The following is a 19623-nucleotide window of genomic DNA, read 5'->3' on the forward strand; positions in this document are numbered from 1 at the left end:
GGCGGCACGGCTACTTGACGGCACCCGCCGTCAGCCCGGAGCGCCAGAAACGCTGGAGCAGGGCGAAGGCGAGGATCAGGGGCAGCACCGCGAGCAGCGAGCCCATGATGACGGCGGGGTAGTACTCGGGGGACACGGACGCGGAGCTGTTCCAGGAGTACAGGCCGAGGCTGACCGGATAGAGGTCCTGGTCGGACAGCATCACCATGGGCAGGAAGAAGTTGTTCCAGATCGCCGTGAGCTGGAAGAGGAACACGGTCACCAGCCCGGGACCCAGCATCCGCAGCGCCACCCTGAGGTAGGCGGCCAGTTCGCCCGCGCCGTCCACCCGCGCGGCCTCCAGCACCTCGTCGGGCACGTACCCCTGACTGAAGATCCGGCCGAGGTACACCCCGAACGGGTTGAACAGGACGGGGACGAAGACGGCCCAGAAGGTGTTCACCAGCCCGGCACCCGAGGCCATCAGGTAGAGCGGCAGGGCGAGCACCGTCTGCGGGACCATGACGGCGGCCAGCACCAGGCCGAAGAGCTTCTCCTTGTGCGCGAAGCGGTACTTGTCGAAGGCGTAGCCGCACGCGATGCTGATCAGCGCGCCGAGCGCCGCCCCGAGCACCGCGTACAGCAGGCTGTTGCCGTACCAGCGCCCGTACAGACCGCCGTCCATGGCGAAGAGGTCCGTCAGGTTCCGGACGAACGAGAAGTCGGTCAGCGACAGCACGTTGCTGCTGAAGAGGGCGTCCCGGTTCTTGGTGGAGGCCAGGACCAGCCACAGCACGGGCAGCAGGGTGTAGAGCACCGAGATGCCGACCACGAGGTTGACGACGGCCCGGCCCAGCAGCCGGGGCCGCCCCGGTGCGGCGGCGCGGGACGCGTTCGAGGCGTTCATCGGGCCCCCTCCTCGGTGCCGGCGCGGTTGGTCCAGCGGGTGACGCCCCAGGAGAGGGCGACCGTGCACAGGAGCAGGACGACCGAGGCCGCGGCGGCGAGGCCGTAGTTGTTCCGGGTGAAGGCGGCGTCGTAGATGTACATGCTGGGCGAGAAGCGCGAGTTGATCATCGGGGTGGACTGGCTGAGCAGGACCGGTTCGGTGAAGAGCTGGAGCGCGAAGATCAGGGTGAACATCGCCACCATCACGATCGAGGAGCGCACCAGGGGCGTCTTGACCTGGAGGGCCGTGCGGACCGGTCCGGCGCCGTCGACGACCGAGGCCTCGATCACCTCGCGGGGGACGGCCTGCAGGGCCGCGTAGAACACCACCATGTTGTAACCGAGGTTGCTCCAGAGCGCGATGTTCACGATGGAGGGCAGCACGGTGTGCACGCCCAGGAAGTCGACGGTGATGTCGGCCCTGCCGAGTACGTCGATGACCGGACTGATCCCGGGCGTGTACAGGTAGAGCCAGATCAGGGCGGCGATGATGCCGGGCACCGCGTGCGGCAGGAAGAGCGCGAGCTGGGCGCTGCCGCGCAGCCGCACCGCACCGGAGTCGAGCAGCAGGGCGAGCACGAGGGCGCCCGCCACCATCAGCGGGATGTAGATCAGGCAGTACAGGGCGACGACGCCCAGACCGCCGAGGAACGTCGGGTCGGTCACGACCGCGGTGTAGTTGCGCAGTCCTGCGAAGACCGTGCGCTCCGGGCCGAAGCCGAGCCCCGGCTGGTCGTCGCTGAAGAAGCTCAGATACACGGCGGTGCCGACCGGGATCAGGAAGACGGTCGCCATGAGGGCGAAGAAGGGCGTCATCAGGACGCCGCAGGCGCCCAGTTCACGACGGCGGGCGGATCCGCGGACGGCGGGCGCCGGCGCGGTGCGGGCGGGGCGGTCCGGCGCCGGGCGCGCGGTTGTCTCCGCGGCGGCGGAGACGGGGGTGGCGCTGGTCAAGGGTGTCACCTGCCTCTCGGCTGGACGGTGGGCCGCTGTCGCGGCATCAGGTGGAGTTCCTGCTGGTGGACAGGCCGAGCGCCTTGAGGTCCGGCACGGTGCCCTCCTCGGCGGCGCGGACCGCGCCGATGATGTCGCCCCGGCCGCCGCCGGCCCGGGCGAACCCGTCCTTCATGAGCCGGCCGGTCGCCGACATCCGGGGACCCCAGGTCCAGCCCGGGCGGATCTTGAGCGCCTCCCGCTCGAAGAGGGAGTAGATGTCCTGGCCGCCGTAGTAGGTGCGGTCGAAGGCCTCCCGGCCCACGTCGACCAGCCCGGGGACCGCCGGGTACTGGCTGCTGGCCCCGCTGGAGAGCCGGGCGCGGAGGGCGTCCGGATGCGAGACCTGCCACTCGATGAACTCCATGGCCGCCTCCGGGGCGGCGCTGTCCCTGGTCACCGCGAACGTCGAACCGCCGTGGGTGCCGACACCGGGATCGGCCGGGTCCCACTGGGGGAGCGGGGCGATCGCCCACTGCTTCCGCTGGCCGGGACGCGCCTTCATCTGCGCGCCGGCGTCCCAGGCGCCGCTGAGCCGGGAGAGCACCGCTCCGCCGGCGATCTGGGCGTCGCTCTGCCGGCTCTCCGACGCGTTCATGAAGACCAGGTCCCGGTCCGTCAGGCGCTGCCAGTAGGCGGCCACCCGCCGGGTCGGAGCGTCGGCGAGCGAGAGGTTCCAGGCGCCGCCCGAGGTGTCGAACCACCGGGCGCCGGCCTGCCAGGACCACGCCGCGAAGTGGGTGTCGCCGTCCGTGGGGAAGAGCGCCATCCGCTGTGTGCGCCCCTTGCGGCGCACGGTCCGTGCGGTCGCCTCGAACTCCTCCCAGGTGCGCGGGACGGCCAGCCCGTACTCCTCGAAGAGATCGGTGCGGTAGTGCATCACCATCGGCTCTATGTCGAGGGGGACGCTGAACACCCGCTTCTCGAAGGTGGTCAGCCCCAGGGCCTGCGGCAGCAGTCGGGCCCGCAGACCGTCGCTCATCAGGCCGCCGAGGTCGCGGCAGACCCCGTCGATGGCGAAGCCGGGCACCTGGGGGTACTCGATCGTGGCGACGTCCGGGGCGTTGCCGGCCCGGGCGGCGTTGCTGAGTTTGGCGTAACCGCCCTGACCACCCGAGGGGATCTGCTGGAAATCGACCTGGATGGTGCGGTGTCCGCGGTTGAACGCGTCCACCACCTCCTGGCTGCCCCGCAGGGCGGACCAGAAGGTGATGCGCGTCCTCCCGCCGGCCACGTTCCTGCCGGTCCTGCTCGTGCTGTCCGATCGTGTGTCTCCGCCACCACCTCCGCAGGCGCTGAGCGCGCCCGTCAGAGGCAGTGCGGCGATCGTGGCGAGCACGGATCGACGGCTCTGTCGATCAGGCATGTGCGCCTCCCGCGGCTCCTGAATCGAGACACGGGGAATACTGATCGGCTGATCGATAGCGGTCAATAGATCGATCAGAGGAAGCATGAAGTGTTCAAACGATCAGACTTTCGGAAGGGGCGCCTCTCCGGTCGATCCGCGCACCTCCAGGCGGGGGAGCAGCTCCGTCCTGCGCACCGGGCCGGTGGTGCCGGCGGGCCGGGACAGCCGGTGCAGGAGCAGCTCGGCCGCGGCCCGTCCGATCTCCGCCCGCGGCGGCGCCACCGCGGTCAGGGCCGTGCTGCCCAGGGCCGCGACGACGTCGTCGTACGCCACCACGGAGCAGTCCCGCGGCACCCGGACGCCGCTCTCCGCCAGCCGCTGGACCAGCATCAGCGCGTCCTCGTCGCCGTGCAGGACCGCCCCGGTCGCGCCCCGCTCCCGCAGCAGCGCCGCCAGGTCGGGGACCTCCTCGCGCGAACCGGGCTCGCCCGGACCGGCGTTCGGGGAACTGAGCACCACCGACCAGTCCTCCACCTCCGGCCTCGCCGCCGCCACGTCGGCGAACGCGGCCCGCAGCGAACGCGCCGTCGGGCTGTCGTTCCTGGCGGCCAGGACGAGCCGCCGGTGGCCGAGCGAGACCAGGTGGTCCACCGCCAGATGGATCCCGTACCAGTGGTCGGAGCAGACCGTGTCCATGGCGTGCAGCGCGCTGCCGGGACGGGGCCGACGCTCCATCAGGACCGTCGGCACCCCCACCCCGGCGAGCCAGCCGTAGTCCGCCTTCTCACCCTCGGCGCTGCGCCACCGCGGGGCGATCAGCAGGCCCCGCACCCCCGCGGCCAGCGCCCTCTCCACCTGGGGGCGTTCGGCCCCGGCCGCCTGCGGGGCGATGTGCAGGGCGATCCGCGCGCCGGCCTCCTCCAGCGCGGTCCGGGCGCCGTGCAGGGTCTCGTAGAGGTACGAGTGCCGCTCCGGGACGACCAGCGCGATCGCCGCCTCCTCCCCGGCCGGTCCGCCGCTCCGCGCGGCCGGTACCGTCGCCGGCCCGGCGTCCCCCACCGGCCGGACCACCCCGTGGCCGCGCCGCAGCATCCCCGTCCTGGCCAGCTCCTCCACGTCCCGCCGGAGCGTGACCGCCGAGACGTCCAGCTCGTCGGCGAGCGAACTCACCTTGACCGCCCCCCGCGCGTGCACCACCGCGAGGATGCGCTTGCGCCGCAGCTCCACCGGCTCCCGCATGCTGGCCCCCTTGCCTACCGTTGTGCGTTGTTCGTTGTTCGTTTGAACGTTCACGTGAGCGAACGCAGCATAGCGAGGGCCCGGGGTGCCGGGCGGTCACCAGGCGGAACGATGATCCGCCGAGAGGGAGATCGGTCTACCATCTGATCCGGCATGGACACCCTCACTCTCTGGCACCTGGCCGCACTCGCCGCGGCATCCACCCTCGTCGGCTTCTCGAAGACAGCGGTCAGCGGGGCCAACACGGTCAGCCTCGCGGTCTTCGCGGCCGTCCTGCCGGCCCGCGAATCGACCGGGGTGCTGCTCCCGGTCCTGATCGCGGGGGACGTCCTCGCCGTGCTCGTCTACCGCCGGCACGCCCACTGGCCGACCCTGCTGCGCCTCTTCCCCGCCGTCGCGGTGGGTGTGGCGGCCGGGACCGCCTTCATGGCGTGGGCCGGCGACGCCGCCGTACGCACCTCGATCGGCGCGATCCTGCTCGTCATGGCGGGGGTCACCCTGCTGCGCCGGCGGGAGCCGAACCGGCAGCCCCCGGACGGCGAGAAGGCCGGTGGGCCCCCGGACGGGGAGGAGACCGGAGCGCCGCCGGACGGCGAGGAGACCGGAGCGCCCTCGCGCGGAGGGCGGCTGAAGGCCCGGGCGTACGGGGTGCTCGGCGGGTTCACCACCATGGTCGCCAACGCCGGCGGACCCGTGATGTCGCTCTACCTGCTGTCGGCGGGCTTCCGGAAGCTGGGCTTCCTGGGCACGTCGGCGTGGTTCTTCCTGATCGTCAACACCTCGAAGGTGCCCTTCAGCGTGGGGCTCGGCCTCATCGACGCGCGGTCGCTCCTGCTCGACGCCGCCCTCGTGCTCTTCGTCCTGCCGGGCGCCTGGCTCGGCCGGGTCTGCGTCGGACGGATCAACCAGACGCTCTTCGACCGGATCGTGATCGGGGCCACTGTCCTGGGCGGTCTCCAGCTGCTGCTGCTCTGAGGACCGCCCGGGACGGTGGGGGTCAGACGATGCCCTCGGCGATCTCCGCCTGCTCGCGGGCGTTCCCGTACGCGGCCGGAGTGCTGTACGAACGCCGCGCGACGAACCACCACACCGTGGCCAGGACCAGCACGACGGCCAGCGCGATCGACGCGTAGTTCATCGAGTCGATGGTCACCGGCGAGGACTGCGGCAGCAGGAACAGCACGGTCACCAGGGCGACCCACACCACGGCGATCCAGCCGATCGGCTTCGACCAGCGGCCCAGGTGCCACGGGCCGCGCTCGAAGCGGTCCCCGGCCCGCAGCTTCAGATAGATCGGGATGGCGTACGCGGGCGTGATCCCGATGACGTTGATGGCCGTGACCGCTCCGTACGCGGTCGCGGAGTACAGCGAGGGGACGGCCAGCAGCGCGGCGACGCCCACCGAGAGCCACACCGCGGGCACCGGCGTCTGGGTGCGGGCGCTCACCCTGCGCCACAGCGCGGAGCCCGGCAGGGCGTTGTCACGGCTGAACGCGAAGACCATCCGGCTGGCGGCGGCCACCTCGGCGTTGCCGCAGAACAGCTGGGCCGCGATGACGATCAGCAGCATCGCGGTGGCCCCGGCCGTACCGAGCGCGTCGATCAGGATCTGCGCCGGCGGGACCCCGGTGGCGCTGTTCTGCGCGCCCGCGTAGTCCTGGATGGCGAAGGTCAGCCCGGCCAGCAGGACGAAACCGGCGATCCACGACGCCCAGATCGCGCGCACGATGCCCTTGGCCGCCGTCACCGACGCGTTGGAGGTCTCCTCCGACAGGTGGGCGGAGGCGTCGTAGCCGCAGAAGGTGTACTGCGCCAGCAGCAGCCCGATCGCCGCCACGTACAGCGGGTTCTCCCAGCCGGTGTCGTTGACGAACTCGGTGAAGACGAACGACGGCGACTGGTGGTTCGAGGGCACGACCGCCAGCACCGTCACGATCACGGCCACACCTGCCAGGTGCCACCACACACTGATCGAGTTGAGGACACTGACCAGCCGCACGCCGAAGAGGTTGAGCACGGCGTGCAGCAGCAGGATGCAGAGGAAGATCACCATCGTGGACCCCGGAGTGGGGTCGAACCCCCACTGCAGGTTGAGCAGCGCCCCGGTGAACAGCGCCGCCCCGTAGTCGATCCCGGCGATGGCGCCCAGCAGACCGAGCAGGTTCAGCCACCCGGTGTACCAGCCCCACTTGCGGCCACCGAGCCGGTCGGCCATGTAGTAGAGCGCGCCCGACGTCGGATAGGCGCTGGTCACCTCGGCCAGGGCCATGCCCACGCAGAGCACGAACAGGCCGACACCGGCCCAGCCCCAGAGCATGACGGCGGGCCCGCCGGTCGACATGCCGAAGCCGTACAGCGTCATGCAGCCGGAGAGGATCGAGATGACGGAGAAACTGATCGCGAAGTTCCCGAAGCCGCCCATACGCCGGGCGAGCACGGGCTGATAGCCCAGCTCACGGAGCCGCTGCTCCTCGTCCTTGTGCGGTTCGGGCTCCGTGCCCGATCGGTTCGAGGCGGATATGGACATGGAGTCGACCTCCAGGTGGGGGATGGGGGATAGGGGGACGTGAGAGGTGCGGGGGTGGGGCCCCGTACGCCGGCCCGTCAGCCGTGCGGTTCCCGTCCGGGCTCGTGCTCGGCCGCCAGACAGCGGCTCCGGGCCCGGAGGAACACGTCCTCGGCTCCTGCCGGGTCCTGCGGGGTGCGGGTGCGGTGGGCCCACGGCACCGACGTGTAGTACGGGCCCATCGCCCGGAACACCGGTGCCGCGTCGGCGAACCGGAGCGACCCCCACAGCGCGTGCGCCAGATGGTTGAGATCGAGCAGGGACCGGGTGGGCGGCTCGGCGGCCGCGAACCAGACGCGCAGCGCGCGCCGGGCGTCCCGCTCCCCGTCCTCGGTCACCCAGTGCAGGTCCAGCGCGCGTTCGTTGCCGCGCTCACGGCGGTAGCGCTCCACCCGCACGTACAGCGGCAGCACATGGAGCGCGGAGCCCTCCGGGGCGGAGGAGGCCGCCCACTGGACGAAGTTGACCGCCTCCGAGAGGGTGCCGCTCGCCCGCCGTGCGTAGACGAACTGCAGCATCCGGTGGTAGGCCTCGCGGTTGAACGGATCGCGTTTGTCCGCCTCGGCCAGCAGCCCCCAGGGCCCGGGGAACAGCATGGGGCCGGGCGGCAGCAGCCGGTGCTCCTCCAGGCGCTGCCCCTCGTCGAGCTGGGACAGCGCGAGGAGGCAGACCCAGGGCACCGGGTCCGCGGGGGAGGCGTGCGCGGCGGACCGGCACCCCTCCCAGGCGTCCTGCCACTGCTGCTGGGCGCCGGCCCGCTTCTCCCGGTGGGCGCGGACGGCCCGTTCGACCGCCACCCGCGCGTGCATCACCGTCGCCGCCACGCTCCTGGGCTCCTCGGCGAGCCAGGCGTGCACCGTGTCGGAGCCCGCCGCCACCGCCGCGAGGACCTGGGTCCGCTGGGTCCACAGCGCCCAGTCCGGGGTACTCTCCAGTAGGTTCCGCATGGCGAGCCAGCGGCCGGTGCGCAGGTCCTGCAGGGCCACGCGCAACGCGTGGTCGTGTGCCGCGGGGTGGTAGACCGGCCGAAAATCACCGGTAGCCATGTGCGCGCCCCGCCCCTGAACGCGGGGTGGGGATGGGACGGTGAGCCGGGCACGACGGCGCGGCGCTGTTTCTTCTCGTCATGGATCCTCAAGAACGTGGGGGGTCGGGCCGTTCGGTCGGGAACCGCCGGTGGTCATCGTCCGGTTGTCCACTCGGCGCAGAGTGTAGAGCGCTCGGCGCCCACCGTCCGGTGACTCTGCGGATCTTACTCAAGTAGCGTGCTCGCACCGGACGTTGATGATCCCGAGCGGGTCCGGACAGGAAGTTCCGGCCGGGGTTGACGCGAGGCCTGGTCTGCACGACTGTGGGCACAGGGAGCAGATGATCACGAATCCGCCCGGGTCAGGGCGGTCCGCACGGCTGGAGCGTCGATTGACAGGGCCGGTACTCGCCATCGACCAGGGGACATCCGGGACCAAGGCACGGGTGGTCTGCCCCGAACGCGGGGTGATCGGTTCCGGTTTCGCGCCGGTACGTCCGCGCTACGGCCCCGGGGGACTGGTGGAGGCCGATCCCGCCGAGCTGATCGGGTCGGTCCTGGACGCCGGACGGCAGGCGGTGGCGGACGCCGCCGAACCCGTGGCGGCCGTCGGCCTCGCCAACCAGGGCGAGACCGTGCTGGCCTGGGACCCCGCGACCGGGCGGCCGCTCACCGACGCCGTGGTCTGGCAGGACCGGCGCGCGGAAGACCTCTGCGCGGGCCTCTCGGCGCACGGGGACGAGCTGAAGCGGCTCACCGGACTCCCGCTCGACCCGTACTTCGCCGCGCCCAAGATGGCGTGGATCCGCCGCGAGCTGACCCGGGAGGGCGTGGTGACCACCAGCGACTCCTGGCTCGTCCACCGGCTGACCGGGGCCTTCGTCACCGACGCCGCCACCGCGGGACGCACCCAGCTGCTCGGCCTCCACGACGTGGACTGGTCGCCCGCCGCCCTGGAGATCTTCGGACTGGCCGACGAGCGGCTGCCCGCCGTCGTCGACTGCGCCGGACCGGTCGGCACCACCACCGCGTTCGGCGGCGAGATCCCGCTGACCGGCCTCATCGTCGACCAGCAGGCCGCACTGCTGGCGCAGAACGCCCTCGAACCCGGCCAGGCCAAATGCACGTACGGCACCGGTGCGTTCCTGCTCGCCCAGACCGGTGACCGGCCGAGCACCGGCTCCTCCGGACTGGTCAGCTGCGTCGCCTGGCGGTTCGGCGGACGGACCGCCTACTGCCTCGACGGCCAGGTCTACACGGCCGCCTCGGCCGTGCGCTGGCTCACCGATCTCGGGGTGATCTCCGGAGCCGCGGACCTCGACCCGGTGGGGGCCACCGTCCACGACACCGCGGGCGTCACCTTCGTGCCGGCGCTGGCCGGCCTCGCCGCGCCCTGGTGGCGCAGCGAGCTGCGCGGCTCCGTGACCGGCCTCGGCCTCGACACCACCGCGGGCCACCTGGTCCGGGCCCTGTGCGAGGGCATCGCCGCCCAGGTCGTCGCCCTGGCCGACGCGGTCGCGTCCGACCTCGGCGCCCCGCTGACCACGCTCCGCGTCGACGGCGGACTGACCCGCTCCGCCCTGCTCATGCAGACCCAGGCGGATCTGCTGCAACGGCCGGTCGAGGTCTCGGCGCTGCCCGACGCGACCGCGCTGGGCGCCGGCGCGGTGGCCGCGCTCGGACTCGACCCGGGCCTGCCGCCGAGCCGGGCGACACCGCCGTGGCGCCCCTCCGCCGTGTACGAACCGCGCATCGGCCCCGAGGAGGCCGCGGAGCGACTCGCACGCTTCCGCGCCGCGGTGGACAGCCTGCTGGAGCGCGCGTGACCGTCACCCTCACCACCGCCGGCCCCCTGTCCCCGGCCGGGGACGCGGAGCACGCCTACGACGTCACCGTCGTGGGCGCGGGCGTGGTGGGCGCGGCCGTCGCCCGCGAGCTCGCCCGCCACCGGCTGCGCACGGCCCTGATCGACGCGGCCGACGACATCGGCGCGGGCACCTCGAAGGCCAACACCGCGATCCTGCACACCGGCTTCGACGCCGTACCCGGATCGCTGGAGGCCCGGCTGGTGCGCGAGGGCCGTGACCTCCTCGCCGCCTACGCCGCCGAGACCGGCATCCCGGTCGAACGCGTCGGAGCGCTCCTGGTCGCCTGGGACGAGGACCAGCTCGCCGCGCTCCCCGGCCTGCGGGACAAGGCCGTGCGCAACGGCTACCACGCCTCCCGCCTCATCGGCGCCGACGAACTGCGGGCCCGCGAACCGCACCTGGGCCCCGGGGCGCTCGGCGCGCTCGACGTCCCCGACGAGAGCATCATCTGCCCCTGGACCACCCCGCTGGCCTTCGCCACCCAGGCGGTCCGCGCCGGTGTCCACCTGCACCTGAACTGCCGGGTGCAGGACATCACCGCCGACGCCGACGGCCACACCCTCGCCACCTCGCGCGGCCCCCTGCGCACCCGCTACCTCGTCAACGCCGCCGGACTGCACGCCGACGAGATCGACCGGCTCCTCGGCCACGACGTGTTCACCGTGACCCCCCGCCGCGGGCAGCTCGTCGTGTTCGACAAGCTCGCCCGGCCGCTCGTCGGCCACATCCTGCTGCCGGTCCCCGGCCCCGCCGGCAAGGGCGTCCTGGTCGCACCGACCGTGTTCGGCAACGTCCTGCTCGGACCCACCGCCGAGGACCTCGACGACAAGACCGCCACCGGCTCCACGGCCGACGGGATCAGCCTCCTGCGGGAGAAGGGCCGCCGGATCGTCCCCGAGCTCCTCGACGAGGAGGTCACCGCGGTCTACGCCGGACTGCGCGCCGCCACCGGGCAGGAGGACTACCGCATCCAGGAGTACCCCGGCCTGCGCTACGTCGCCGTCGGCGGCATCCGCTCCACCGGCCTCACCGCGTCCATGGCGATCGGACGCCACGTCGTCGGACTCCTCGCGGACCTCGGTCTCGGCCTCGCCGAACCGGGCGAGCTCCCGCCCCTGACCATGCCCAACCTGGGCGACGCCTTCCCCCGGCCCTACCGCGACGCCGGCCGGATCGCCGAGGACCCGGCGTACGGCACCCTCGTGTGCCACTGCGAGCAGGTCACCCTGGGCGAGATCCGGGACGCCCTGGCCTCGACGATCCCGCCGTGCTCCACGGACGGCCTGCGGCGCCGCACCCGCGCACGCGGCGGGCGCTGCCAGGGCTTCTACTGCGGCGCCGCCGTACGCGCCCTCTTCGAGGAGGAACGACCGTGACCGGGAAGCCGCGCGAGGTGGACGTCCTGATCGTCGGCGCCGGGCCCGCGGGCCTCGCGGCCGGTGCCGAGCTCGCCGCAGCCGGCGCGGGCCGGGTGGAGATCCTGGAACGCGAGCAGCAGGCGGGCGGGATCCCCCGCCACTGCCACCACGGCGGATTCGGCGGAGTGCTCGACCGGACCGCGTACGCGTGGTCGTCGGCGGCCCGGTCCGCCCCCACACCGCGCGGCACGACCGGCCCCGCCTACGCCCGGCGGGGCGTGGCCGCGGCCGTGGCGGCCGGCGCGGCCCTGCGGACCGGAGTCACCGCCACCGGCTGGGCGGGACCCCGGACCCTGGAGACCACAGGACCCGCGGGACTCGAACGGATCACCGCCCGGGCCGTGGTCCTCGCCACCGGCGCCCGGGAACGTCCGCGCAGCGCCCGGCTGGTCCCCGGCACCCGGCCGCCCGGCGTCTACACCACCGGCGAACTCCAGCAGGCCGTCCATCTGTACGGGCAGCGGATCGGCACCAGGGCGGTCGTCGTCGGCGACGAGCCCGTCGGCCACGCGGCGGTCGCCACCCTGCGCGCCGCGGGCGTCCACGTCGTCGCCGTGGTCACCGACCGCCCCGCCACCGCCCTCCGGCCGCGGAGCACCCGCACCCCGGTGCTCACCGGCGCCACCGTCACGGAACTCACCGGCAGGACACGGCTGTCCGGCGTCGGCCTGCGGCACGACGACGGCCGCACCACCACCCTTCGCTGCGACACCGTCGTACTGACCGGCGACTTCGTCCCCGACCACGAACTGGCCAGGCGCGGCGGGATCCTCCTCGACCCCGGCACCCGGGGACCCGCGTACGACGCCGCGTACCGCACCTCGCAGCCGGGGGTCTTCGCGGTCGGGAACCTGCTGCACGCCGTCGAACGCGCGGGCCACGCGGCCCAGGAGGGCCGGGCCGTGGCGGTGTCCGTACTGCACCGCCTGGCCGGCACCGAGGAACCGGCGGGCGGCGGACGGCGGCTGGTCGTCGACGCACCCCTGCGGTGGATCGCCCCCAACGTGACCGGACCGGACGGCGCCCGCCCGCCCGGGGACCGGTTCGTGCTGCGCACCGCCGTGCGGCTGTCCCGTCCGCTGCTCGTGGTGTCGCAGGACGGCCGGGAGCTGCACCGGCGCCGGCTGCTGTCCGCCGCGGTCCCCGGCCGGCCGTTCCGTCTGGCGGCGGACTGGGCCGACCGCGTCGACCCGGACGGCTCGGCCGTGCGGATCAGCGCCCTGTGACGGACGGGTTCAGGGGATGAGCAGCCAGTCCGCGCCGACGGCCGCCACCAGTCCGACCCCCAGCAGCCAGCTGCCGAGCCGGGTGCGACCGTTCCTGCTGAGCTCGATCACCACGCCGCACAGGATGAGCGCGAGCCCGTACACCCCGACGACCAGGACCGAGGAGCGGCTGGCTATCCGCAGGGCCAGGACGACGGCCATCGCCGCCATGCCCACCGAGGAGAGGACGATCCGCAGCCGCCGGGCCTGGCGGGGCGTGAGTCTGTGCTCCTGCGCGTCGGCCCCGGGGGTCCCGCCCGGATCCGGCTGCGGCCCCTCCTCCTGCGTCTCCCGGTCGTCCCGCCGGTCGTCCCGCCGGTCGTCGCGCCGGTCCTCGCGCTGGTCCTGGTCCTGGTCAGAAGTGCTCATGACGCCGGATCGTAACGGCTGCGCGCCGTGAGGTGCGGCGGACCGTCCGATCGCGCGAAGGTCAGGCGATCGACGCCGACACGACGGCCGACACCGCGAGATTGCAGGAGGCCGTCACCCACACCGCCGGGTGGGGCTCCCGCTCCACCAGCGTGGCCCCCAGCTTCCCGGGCGTCACCAGGTCCACGACGAGGAACGCCACCGCCATCATGACCAGGCCGAGCAGCCCGAACGCCGCCGTCGAGACGAGCCCCTTGCCGAAGTCCTCGTACGTCGTCCAGATCGACGTGAACACGATGCCGCCGATCCCGAGCAGCGCCGAGCTGAGGAGCAGCGCCGCGTTGCGGTTGCGCTCCTCCCATATCTGCCGGCCGAGCTTGCCCGGGGTCAGGGCGTCGATCAGAAATATGCCGAGAACGAGCAGTACGACGCCGAGGGCCCCGTACGCGGTGGCACGGCCGAGGCCGTTGATGATGTCCGTCATCGGGGCGTCCGTCTCCTGAGCGAGTGGTCGAGGAATGGAGCAGGTACGTGACGGACACGATCGACGAGCCGTCAAGAAGGAGCAAAACCTATCGCATGCGGGTGCTCACCCACCGGCCCGGTTCTCCCGCCGCAGCCGGGGCGCCTCCACCGCCGGGTCGACGGCCCGGGGCGCGCCCTCCTCGCCCGGACTCCCGGCGCGCCCCCGCCGCGCCCCGTGGCTCCCGGACCGCACCGCCGCGCCCTCCCCGGACCGCTCGGGCCCGGAGGGGTCCACCCGGCCCGCCAGCTCCCGCGCCCAGTCGATCAGCCCGGTCACCCCGATGCCGTACGGATCCGACCCGCGGAGGCCCTCCACGGCCGTCGCGCCCCGCCTCAACAGCCGTGCCCCGCCCGCGGTGTTGCCCCGCGCCGCATGGGTCAGCCCCACCGCCATCTGGGCCAGGCCGCGCCACAGCCCGCGGTCCGCGGCCGGCCCCGACTTCCAGGCGTCCTCGAACACCTCGTGGGCGTGGAACGGCATGCCCGCGTCCAGCAGCCGCTGCGCCTCGCGCACCGTCTCGCCGGGGGAGCGGACCACTCCCTCGGGCTGCCGCTCCACCCCCGGGCTGCCGTACGGCAAGGGGCGCCCGAGCCCGTCCCTGGGGCGCGCGTTGCGCGCCCTGCCCTCCGCGTCGCGGTCCCTGCGAGGTTCGTCCACCCTCCGATTGTGCCTCGCACCTGCGGAGAACGGCCGGAACCCTGTCCGAGGGCCCCCGCGCGCGGATAGGCTCGTTCTCTCCGCAACCACCCTGGGAAGGGGAGGCATGCAGCCGTCCCGGCCGTTGTACGAGCGCGAACCTGAACTCGCCGCCGCCGCGAAGGCGTTGGACGCTCTGTGCGGCGGGCAGGCGGCGGGCGGGCTGTTGGTCTTCAGCGGTGAGGCCGGCATCGGCAAGACGGCGCTGCTCGCGGAGATCCGGGCCATGGCCGCCGACCGCTGCACCGTGTGGTCGGCCCGCGGCGGCGAGACGGTCACCTCGGTGCCCTTCCACGTCGTGCGCCAGCTGCTCCAGCCCGCACTGGACCGCTTCCCCGCGGACGAGACCCGCGCGCTGTTCGGCGACTGGTTCGAGATCGCCGCGCCCGCCCTCGGCCTGGCCGATCCCAGCGGACCGCAGCCCGACCCCCAGGGTGTCCGGGACGGCCTCGACTACGTGGTCTCCCGGCTCGCCTCCCGCCTCAGCCACCGGCCGCTGCTCCTCATACTGGACGACGCGCACTGGGCCGACGGCGAATCCCTCGCCTGGCTCGCCGGCTTCACCGCCCGGCTGTCCGAACTCCCCGTGCTCGTCGTCCAGGCGCACCGCCCCCAGGAACTCGCCGACCGGGACGCCGACTGGGCCGTCGCCCGCGGCGCGCAGGACACCGGCACCGCGGGCCACCCCGCGCTCATACGGGTGGCGCTGCGGGCGCTCACCCCCGAGGCCACGGCCGAACTCGTCCGGGCCGGCCTCGGCGACCACGCGGACGACCCCTTCTGCCGCGAGGTCTGGGCCGTCACCGGCGGCAACCCGTACGAAGCGGTCGAGCTCGTCGCCAAGGCACAGGACCGCGCACTGACCCCGGTGGAGGAGTCCGCCGGCCTGCTGCGCGAACTCGGCGCGTCGGCCCGCGGCAGCGGACTCGTCGCCCGGCTCGAACGCCTCGGCACCAACGCCAACCGGTTCGCGTGGGCGGCGGCCGTCCTCGGCACCGAGATCTCCCAGGAACTCGCCGCGACCCTGGCCGGCATGAGCTCCGCCGAGGCCGCCGACTGCACGGCACGGCTGCGGGACGCCCGGATCGTCAGCGGCTTCGACCCCCTGGAGTTCGTCCACCCGCTGATCGCCAGCGCCGTCTACCGCTCGATCCCGCCCGCCACCCGCACCGCCATGCACGGCCGGGCCGCCTGGGCGATCACCCAGGCCGGACTCGGCGCCGCCGCAGCCTCCCGCCACCTGCTCGAGGTCCATCCGGACGATGACCAGGAACTCGTCGCACAGCTCCGCGAGGCGGCCCGCCAGCACCTCGCCGTCGGCGCCCCGGAAGCCGCCAGGCGCTGCCTGGAACGCGCCCTGGACGAGCCGCCGCGCCCCCGCGACCGGGCGGCACTCCTCTACGAACTCGGCTGCGCCACCCTGCTCTCCTCGCCCGCCACCACGGTGCAGCACCTGCGCGCCGCGCTCGACACACCCGGCCTCGACGGGCCGCTCCGGATCGACGCCACCTTCCGGCTCGCCTCCGCCCTGTCCCACAACAACCAGTTGAAGGACGCGGCGCTCTCGCTGGCGGCCGAGGCGTCACGCACCGCGCCCGGCCCCGGCCTGATGCGGCTCCAGGCCGCGCACTTCCTCTGGGAGGGCATGCAGGCCGCCGAGGACGACGGCCCCGCGCGGTCGGCCCGGCTCGCCCGCAACGCGGACCACCTCAAGGGCCGCGACAACGCCGAGCGCGCCCTGCTCACCCTGCGCGCCTTCGACGCGATGCTGCGCGGCGAGAACGCCCAGCAGGTCGTCGACTTCTGCGAACGGGCCCTGGTGGACGGGCGCCCGGCCCGCGGACTGGGCTGGACCGACTCCGAGTGGGGCTTCGAGCTCCCCGCGATGGTCGGCATCACCTACGCGTTCACCGACCAGCTCGACCGGGCCGAGACGCTGTTCGGCGAGGCCGTGCGCGCCTTCGAGATCTCCGGCTGGAGCGGCGCGCACCTCGCCTTCGCGCACACCCTGCTGGGGCTCGTGCACCGCCGGCGCGGCCGGCTCGCCGAAGCCGAGGGCTTCCTGCGCGAGGGGCTCCGCCTCGCGGACCGGGCCGGCAGCGGACTGCCCGTCCACTGGGACGCCGCCTGCCTCCTCGTCGACACCCTGCTCGCCCGCGGCCGGACGGCGGATGCCCGCCTGGTCGCCGACCGCTACAGCTTCGGCCCGCCCTACCCCAGTGCGATGGTCCTGCCGGACGCCCCGTGCGTACGCGGCCGGCTGCTCCTGGCCGAGGGCCGCACGGAGGAGGCGATCGCCGAGCTGGAGTCGGCGGGAGCGGCGCTGGAGCCCCGTGGCCGTTTCAACGGCGTCTGGGCGCCCTGGGCCGGCGACCTCGCCCGCGCCCTCGCCGACACCGACCCGGTCAGGGCCGCCCAGCTGGCCACCCGGGCCCGCGTCCACGCGGAACGCTTCGGCACGGACACCGCGATCGGCGAGGCCCTGCGCTGCCTGGCCCTGTTCGCCCCCGAGGAGGAGGCCGTCCAGCTGCTGTCCGACTCGGTACGCCACCTGGAGGCCTCCTCCTCCGCCTACGAGCACGCGCTCGCGCGCCTGGAGTACGGCACGGCGCTCCGCTCGCACCGCGAGATCGCCCGCGCCCAGAAGCTGGCCACCGCCTGCGGCGCGGAGGGACTGGCCGCCCGCGCCCAGCAGCTGCGCGCGTCGATCCGGTCCTCCGAGTGAGGTAATGTTTGTCCTGCGAGGCCGCCCGGACACCGGGAGGAACCGCATCGGGACGTGGCGCAGCTTGGTAGCGCACTTGACTGGGGGTCAAGGGGTCGCAGGTTCAAATCCTGTCGTCCCGACAGAAGACGACCAGAGGGTCCGCCGGAGGAATCCGGCGGACCCTCTGGCGTACGCCCCGTGGACCGTCCAGGACCCGGGCCGCGTCAGACCTCGTCGTCCTCCTGGATGTGGAGGGCCGCCTCCTCCGCGGAGGCGCCGCCTCCGTCGATGCCGACGTCGTGGCCCAGCGTCCTGTTGTTCCGTGCGGCGCCGGGTTCCTCGTCGGTGACGGCGAGACGTCCGGCGCGTGCGTCGCCGGCGTCGTCCTCCTCGGGACCGTTGTCCTCCGGGGCCTCGTGGGCCTCCTCCACCAGCAGGGGGTCGTCCTCGGGCACCTCCCGTGCGAGGCGCCGGTCGAGGGATTCGCCCTCCCGCTGTTCCTCGGCGGTGGTGCCGTACTGGGTGACGCCCAGCGGCTTCTCCGGCGGGGAGTAGCCGGTGTCGAGGGTGGCGTCGAGGTCGGGCTCGTCGATGACGTTCTCGGGATCCAGCTCGTCCGTCGGCCGGTCGTCCGATCCGTCCGGCTGGTAGACGTCGTCCCCGCGTCCTTCGTCCGGCATCGGGCCGCTCCTTCCCTCGGTGGTGCCCTGTCCGCCGTCACCCGTACGGGCGTGCCACGGTCTCGGCCGTCCGCCCGGGGGCACGCCGCCCGGGCCGCCCGTATGGACGGAAGCCCTGGTCGCACCGTGTCGGGGCAGCCTATGGCCCCTCACGGCGCGCGGCGACCGGGAACGTCCGGTGCCCGTGCCGGAGCGGGCCCGGCGCGGGCACCGGACGGATCAGGAGGTCCCTGCCGGGGCGGACCGGGTCAGGTGAGGTTCTTCAGGAACTTCGCCGCCACCGGCCCGGCGTCGGCGCCGCCGGAACCGCCGTCCTCCAGCATCACGCACCAGGCCAGGTCGCTGCCGCCCTGGTAGCCGATCATCCAGGCGTGGGTGCGCGGGGGCTTCTCCTCGCCGAACTCGGCCGTGCCGGTCTTGGCGTGCGGTTCTCCCGGGATGCCGGTCAGGGCGCTGCCCGCGCCGTACGTGACCGTCGCCCGCATCATGTCGCGCAGGTCGTTCGTCACCGCCGGGTCGAGCGGTACGGCCGCCTCGTGCTTCTTCTTGACCGCCTCGGGCACCAGCACCGGCTGCTTGAAGGTCCCCTCCTTCACCGTGGCCGCGATCGACGCCATCACCAGGGGCGAGGCCTGCACCCGGGCCTGGCCGATGGTGGAGGCGGCGAGGTCGTTGTCCGACGTGCTCACCGGGACCGAGCCGTCGTACGACGTGTCCCCGACGTCCCACACGCCGCCGATCCCGAAGGCCTCCGCCGCGTCGTGCAGGGCGGAGCCGCCCACCTTGGCCCGGTTCTCCACGAACATGGTGTTGCAGGACTTCGCGAAGGAGTCCTTGAAGGTCGAGCCGGCCGGCAGGGTGAACTGGTTCTGGTTCTCGAACCGCTGTCCGTCCACATGGGCGAACTTGGGGCACGCCATCACGTCCGAGGGCTTCACGCCCGCCTTCAGCATCGCCGCCGCCGTGACCACCTTGAAGGTCGAGCCGGGCGGGTACTGCCCTGCGAGGGCGCGGTTCAGCCCGCCCGCCGGACGGTTCGAGACCGCCAGGACGTTCCCCGTCGACGGCTCCACGGCGATCAGCGCCGCGTTCACCTTCAGCCCCTCCATGGCCGCCGCGGCGGCGCCCTGGACCTTCGGGTCGATGGTGGTCCGCACCGGTTCGCCCGGCTCGGCGGAGCTCTTGGTCAGCGAGGCCTCGGCCTCACCGGACTGCCGGTCGGCGATCACCACCTCACTGGTGGCCTCGCCCCCGCCGCCGCGCAGCTGCTTGTCGTAGCGCGCCTCCAGGCCGAAGGTCCCCTTGCCCTGCTCGTCGACCGAGCCGCGGAGGGAGGCGGCCTGCAGTTCGTCGCCGTTCGTGTCGAGGACGGCGGCACGTTTCGCCACCGCCTTCAGTGCGAGCGTCTTGCCGGGCTCCAGCCGCGGATGGATCGTCGGGGAGTCGAACTTCACGGTCCAACGGTCCGCCTTCTCGACCAGGGTCGCCTCGGACTCGTAGCCGAACGTGCCGACGGCGGGCACCGTGAAGCGCGCGGTGAAGGGGACGACGACCTCACCCTTGTCGTTCTTCTTCCCGTCGCCCGCCGACAGCTTCGCCCCGGTGGGTTTCAGATTGGTCGTCACCGAGGTCAGCAGCGACTCGGCGTTCTCGGGCGAGTCGGACAGCGCCGCGGCCTTCGCGGGCTCGCCCGCCGCCCACGCGTCGAGGAACGACTGGAGCCGTGCCGTCGCCGCGACCACCTCGGGGTCACGCTCCGACCCGTCCCCGGACCACGCACGGTAGCCCCACCATCCCGCGCCCGCCGCCACGACGACGGCCACCGCCACACCCAGGACCGGTCCCCGGCGCCGGCCGTGCCGGCCCCCGCGGTCATGACGTGCCATCTGCTGCAAGGTGGGATCGGACACGGGGCGATGTCTCCTCGTCTGCTGCGGATACCTCAGCCGCGGCCGGACCGCCGCCGGCCGCCATTCCCGACACGCTAACCGGTG

The 19623-nt window shown here is 73.5% G+C and carries 15 protein-coding genes, 1 tRNA gene and 1 pseudogene; 6 read left to right on the forward strand and 11 right to left on the reverse strand.

What is annotated here, in order from left to right; genetic code table 11:
* Positions 1 to 10: 10 nt before the first annotated feature.
* The 4 genes from ABZ172_RS02500 to ABZ172_RS02515 form a co-directional block, all read right to left on the reverse strand.
* Positions 11 to 886 carry a carbohydrate ABC transporter permease gene (locus tag ABZ172_RS02500; protein ID WP_356879332.1) on the reverse strand — a complete coding sequence of 292 codons (876 nt, stop codon included), beginning with the start codon at positions 884 to 886 and terminating at the stop codon, positions 11 to 13.
* Positions 883 to 1881 (reverse strand): sugar ABC transporter permease, encoded by a 999-nt coding sequence (locus ABZ172_RS02505; RefSeq protein WP_356879334.1) that lies wholly within the window; start codon positions 1879 to 1881, stop codon positions 883 to 885. The genes ABZ172_RS02500 and ABZ172_RS02505 overlap by 4 nt, the downstream gene beginning before the upstream one ends.
* Before the next feature lie 46 nt (positions 1882 to 1927).
* Positions 1928 to 3286: an extracellular solute-binding protein gene (locus tag ABZ172_RS02510; protein WP_356879336.1), complete on the reverse strand. Its 1359-nt coding sequence runs from the start codon at positions 3284 to 3286 to the stop codon at positions 1928 to 1930.
* Between the two features lie 102 nt (positions 3287 to 3388).
* A complete protein-coding gene (locus ABZ172_RS02515) occupies positions 3389 to 4507 on the reverse strand; it encodes a substrate-binding domain-containing protein (RefSeq protein ID WP_356879338.1) in 1119 nt (372 codons plus the stop codon).
* Positions 4508 to 4660: 153 nt separating this feature from the next.
* Here ABZ172_RS02515 and ABZ172_RS02520 point away from each other — a divergent pair, with 153 nt between their 5' ends.
* Entirely contained in the window at positions 4661 to 5482 is an 822-nt protein-coding gene (locus tag ABZ172_RS02520) for a sulfite exporter TauE/SafE family protein (protein WP_356879340.1), read from the forward strand.
* Between the two features lie 22 nt (positions 5483 to 5504).
* On the opposite strand, the gene ABZ172_RS02525 is transcribed toward ABZ172_RS02520, so the two are convergent.
* The gene (locus ABZ172_RS02525; RefSeq protein WP_356879342.1) at positions 5505 to 7034 is read right to left on the reverse strand and encodes an amino acid permease; all 1530 of its coding nucleotides are present in this window, start codon (positions 7032 to 7034) and stop codon (positions 5505 to 5507) included.
* A gap of 77 nt (positions 7035 to 7111) precedes the next feature.
* Positions 7112 to 8119, reverse strand: coding sequence for a hypothetical protein (locus ABZ172_RS02530; RefSeq protein ID WP_356879344.1), 1008 nt, complete (start codon positions 8117 to 8119; stop codon positions 7112 to 7114).
* A 373-nt stretch (positions 8120 to 8492) separates the two neighbouring features.
* Between ABZ172_RS02530 and ABZ172_RS02535 the strand changes: the two genes are divergently transcribed.
* The 3 genes from ABZ172_RS02535 to ABZ172_RS02545 are packed head-to-tail and all read left to right on the forward strand — an operon-like array spanning position 8493 to position 12612.
* Positions 8493 to 9926, forward strand: a complete 1434-nt coding sequence (locus tag ABZ172_RS02535) for an FGGY family carbohydrate kinase (protein ID WP_356879346.1) — start codon at positions 8493 to 8495, stop codon at positions 9924 to 9926.
* Positions 9923 to 11344: an FAD-dependent oxidoreductase gene (locus ABZ172_RS02540; RefSeq protein ID WP_356879348.1), complete on the forward strand. Its 1422-nt coding sequence runs from the start codon at positions 9923 to 9925 to the stop codon at positions 11342 to 11344. The genes ABZ172_RS02535 and ABZ172_RS02540 overlap by 4 nt, the downstream gene beginning before the upstream one ends.
* Positions 11341 to 12612 (forward strand): FAD-dependent oxidoreductase, encoded by a 1272-nt coding sequence (locus ABZ172_RS02545; RefSeq protein WP_356879350.1) that lies wholly within the window; start codon positions 11341 to 11343, stop codon positions 12610 to 12612. The genes ABZ172_RS02540 and ABZ172_RS02545 overlap by 4 nt, the downstream gene beginning before the upstream one ends.
* Before the next feature lie 9 nt (positions 12613 to 12621).
* Here ABZ172_RS02545 and ABZ172_RS02550 read toward each other — a convergent pair whose 3' ends face one another.
* The 3 genes and pseudogenes from ABZ172_RS02550 to ABZ172_RS02560 form a co-directional block, all read right to left on the reverse strand.
* Complete coding sequence (locus ABZ172_RS02550; protein WP_356879352.1) at positions 12622 to 13020, reverse strand: hypothetical protein; 399 nt, start codon at positions 13018 to 13020, stop codon at positions 12622 to 12624.
* 61 nt (positions 13021 to 13081) lie between these two features.
* Entirely contained in the window at positions 13082 to 13504 is a 423-nt protein-coding gene (locus ABZ172_RS02555) for a DUF350 domain-containing protein (RefSeq protein WP_356879354.1), read from the reverse strand.
* A 258-nt stretch (positions 13505 to 13762) separates the two neighbouring features.
* A pseudogene (locus tag ABZ172_RS02560) lies at positions 13763 to 14203 on the reverse strand (DUF309 domain-containing protein); the annotation flags it as partial.
* 106 nt (positions 14204 to 14309) lie between these two features.
* Between ABZ172_RS02560 and ABZ172_RS02565 the strand changes: the two are divergent.
* Both ABZ172_RS02565 and ABZ172_RS02570 read left to right on the forward strand, forming a co-directional pair.
* A complete protein-coding gene (locus tag ABZ172_RS02565) occupies positions 14310 to 16967 on the forward strand; it encodes an AAA family ATPase (protein ID WP_356879356.1) in 2658 nt (885 codons plus the stop codon).
* Between the two features lie 48 nt (positions 16968 to 17015).
* Positions 17016 to 17089 (forward strand) — tRNA-Pro (locus ABZ172_RS02570).
* Between the two features lie 84 nt (positions 17090 to 17173).
* Here the strand turns inward: ABZ172_RS02570 and ABZ172_RS02575 are convergent.
* A complete protein-coding gene (locus ABZ172_RS02575; RefSeq protein ID WP_356879358.1) occupies positions 17174 to 17629 on the reverse strand; it encodes a DUF5709 domain-containing protein in 456 nt (151 codons plus the stop codon).
* Between the two features lie 248 nt (positions 17630 to 17877).
* A complete protein-coding gene (locus tag ABZ172_RS02580; RefSeq protein ID WP_356879360.1) occupies positions 17878 to 19539 on the reverse strand; it encodes a penicillin-binding transpeptidase domain-containing protein in 1662 nt (553 codons plus the stop codon).
* Between the last annotated feature and the right edge of the window lie 84 nt (positions 19540 to 19623).

It is taken from the genome of Streptomyces sp. NPDC006296, assembly GCF_040613235.1.
Lineage (GTDB): Bacteria > Actinomycetota > Actinomycetes > Streptomycetales > Streptomycetaceae > Streptomyces.

Bases quoted from the DNA above. Each gene is read 5' to 3' on its own strand.
- ABZ172_RS02500 (WP_356879332.1), bottom strand. From the start codon at position 886: ATGAACGCCTCGAACGCGTCCCGCGCCGCCGCACCGGGGCGGCCCCGG.
- ABZ172_RS02510 (WP_356879336.1), bottom strand. From the start codon at position 3,286: ATGCCTGATCGACAGAGCCGTCGATCCGTGCTCGCCACGATCGCCGCA.
- ABZ172_RS02515 (WP_356879338.1), bottom strand. From the start codon at position 4,507: ATGCGGGAGCCGGTGGAGCTGCGGCGCAAGCGCATCCTCGCGGTGGTG.
- ABZ172_RS02520 (WP_356879340.1), top strand. From the start codon at position 4,661: ATGGACACCCTCACTCTCTGGCACCTGGCCGCACTCGCCGCGGCATCC.
- ABZ172_RS02525 (WP_356879342.1), bottom strand. From the start codon at position 7,034: ATGTCCATATCCGCCTCGAACCGATCGGGCACGGAGCCCGAACCGCAC.
- ABZ172_RS02530 (WP_356879344.1), bottom strand. From the start codon at position 8,119: ATGGCTACCGGTGATTTTCGGCCGGTCTACCACCCCGCGGCACACGAC.
- ABZ172_RS02550 (WP_356879352.1), bottom strand. From the start codon at position 13,020: ATGAGCACTTCTGACCAGGACCAGGACCAGCGCGAGGACCGGCGCGAC.
- ABZ172_RS02555 (WP_356879354.1), bottom strand. From the start codon at position 13,504: ATGACGGACATCATCAACGGCCTCGGCCGTGCCACCGCGTACGGGGCC.
- ABZ172_RS02565 (WP_356879356.1), top strand. From the start codon at position 14,310: ATGCAGCCGTCCCGGCCGTTGTACGAGCGCGAACCTGAACTCGCCGCC.
- ABZ172_RS02575 (WP_356879358.1), bottom strand. From the start codon at position 17,629: ATGCCGGACGAAGGACGCGGGGACGACGTCTACCAGCCGGACGGATCG.